General features: G+C 40.3%; 2 protein-coding genes, 1 tRNA gene and 1 pseudogene. 2 read left to right on the forward strand and 2 right to left on the reverse strand.

The genetic code is table 11. The annotated features are described in order from the left end of the window. Positions 1 to 162 precede the first annotated feature (162 nt). The gene (locus C233_RS0122055; protein ID WP_018669622.1) at positions 163 to 516 is read right to left on the reverse strand and encodes a lipocalin-like domain-containing protein; all 354 of its coding nucleotides are present in this window, start codon (positions 514 to 516) and stop codon (positions 163 to 165) included. Between the two features lie 23 nt (positions 517 to 539). Then, positions 540 to 878 (reverse strand): hypothetical protein, encoded by a 339-nt coding sequence (locus C233_RS0122060; RefSeq protein WP_018669623.1) that lies wholly within the window; start codon positions 876 to 878, stop codon positions 540 to 542. Positions 879 to 1,074: 196 nt separating this feature from the next. Between C233_RS0122060 and C233_RS0122065 the strand changes: the two genes are divergently transcribed. Continuing rightward, positions 1,075 to 1,149, forward strand: a tRNA-Pro gene (locus C233_RS0122065). 105 nt (positions 1,150 to 1,254) lie between these two features. Further along, positions 1,255 to 1,388: pseudogene (locus tag C233_RS23955) on the forward strand (Arm DNA-binding domain-containing protein); the annotation flags it as partial. Positions 1,389 to 1,620: the final 232 nt, after the last annotated feature.

Consider the following 1,620-nt stretch of genomic DNA (forward strand, 5'->3'; position numbering starts at 1 on the left):
AATAGGACTATAAAAATGGCATATGAAGTGAGTATGCTCTATCATCTTCATATGCCATCTTGATTTTTAGGGACATTTACTGAATATCCCTAAATTCGCCCGATAACGGGCAGAATGGAATTCCGTTTACCGGTCTTTATGAATTCAATGGGACAGAACGGATTACTTCCCTCTTACATAACGCAGCGTATAGCCATAATTAGAGTTCAAGACTAATGAGTCACCCGTAAGTTTCTCGATTTTTAAAGTATCTACGCCCTCTATTTCTATGCCGTTGCCTATGCTTTTCACGGTCAGGTAGAGGTTGTCTCCCTGCTGTTCCCAGTATTTATATACCAGCGTAGCCATGTTTATGGAAGATGCCTCTCCACCTTCTTCCAGTTTTATACCTTGCATCTTTCCCGGCTGACCTTCGATAGGCATCACCCATGAACCGACGATAGATTCCCCGCCTTTCTTTTCGCTACAAGCAGCCGCTGCGATAACCAGGACTGCCGCCAATAAGAACTTTTTCATACTGTAATTTTTTAAATTGTAAATCAGCGCACTTTCGTTACGGCAGATGCAATATTGATACCGGGCTCATCCTGGGTAACCATATATGCCACCTCTAAGGTATCTCCCAGTAACAGTCCGCCTTCCAAAGCTATATCCTGGTCCATTGTACTCATGTACAAGGTATCGTTTCGGGAAGTAACCATTGTAAATCCATTCATGGAGGCCTCTATGACTACACCTCGTACATGACAGACAGAATCCTCAATCTCCTCCGTACCCGCTTCCATGCTCTGCTGTTCCGTGCTCCCTGCCTTATTCTTGCAGGAAATACATCCCAACAGTATAACGGTAAAAAACAAAATAGGTTTAATAGACTTCATTTTCTCTGATATATTAAGATTATTTCTACAAAAATAGTGATAAAAGGAAAGGTATCAAAGGAAAGGAAACAAATTACCGCTACCGCTTCTTGTCTCTCAATATTTTAGGATTTTATTTTAGACAAAGTCTTTAAAAAGTTTGGTCTGTATCGAAAAAGATTTTACCTTTGCACTCGCTTTTCGGAAGTAAAGCATTCGGGGTGTAGCGCAGTCCGGTTAGCGCACCTGCTTTGGGAGCAGGGGGTCGTGGGTTCGAATCCCGCTACCCCGACAATAAGAAATCAAGGAGTTACGATGAAAAGTAGTTCCTTTTTTTATTGCCTGATTTGGGCGGTTGACTTAGGTAATGTCAACCAAGATGTCAACCATTAAAATAATGAATGCAACTGTAAACGTAGTATGCTACAAATGGAAAACATATCTAATGGCGAACATCCTCTAATGCTTCGCATCTGTAAGGGCGGTAAAAGGAAATACCAAAGTTTAGGAATATCGGTCAATCCGAAATATGGGTCAACGTAAAAATCTGAGGGATTCATTGATTAAGCATTTGCACATTTTTGATTGTTTGAGATTGAAAATGCTGCAAAATCCCTGCAAATTTTATTATGGCATCTATAAACTTTTAGTTTAACCGAGTGAATTAAGGGTCAACGTAAAAATCTGAGGGATTCATAGATTAAGCATAAATATTTGTTAGTCTGAAGAGAAAGAAAGCCCTGTCCTTTACTCCTCTGAACTG

It is taken from the genome of Bacteroides gallinarum DSM 18171 = JCM 13658, from assembly GCF_000374365.1.
GTDB lineage: Bacteria > Bacteroidota > Bacteroidia > Bacteroidales > Bacteroidaceae > Bacteroides > Bacteroides gallinarum.

Excerpts from the sequence above, each read along its gene's own strand:
- C233_RS0122055 (WP_018669622.1), bottom strand. The coding sequence starts at position 516 with ATGAAAAAGTTCTTATTGGCGGCAGTCCTGGTTATCGCAGCGGCTGCT.
- C233_RS0122060 (WP_018669623.1), bottom strand. The coding sequence starts at position 878 with ATGAAGTCTATTAAACCTATTTTGTTTTTTACCGTTATACTGTTGGGA.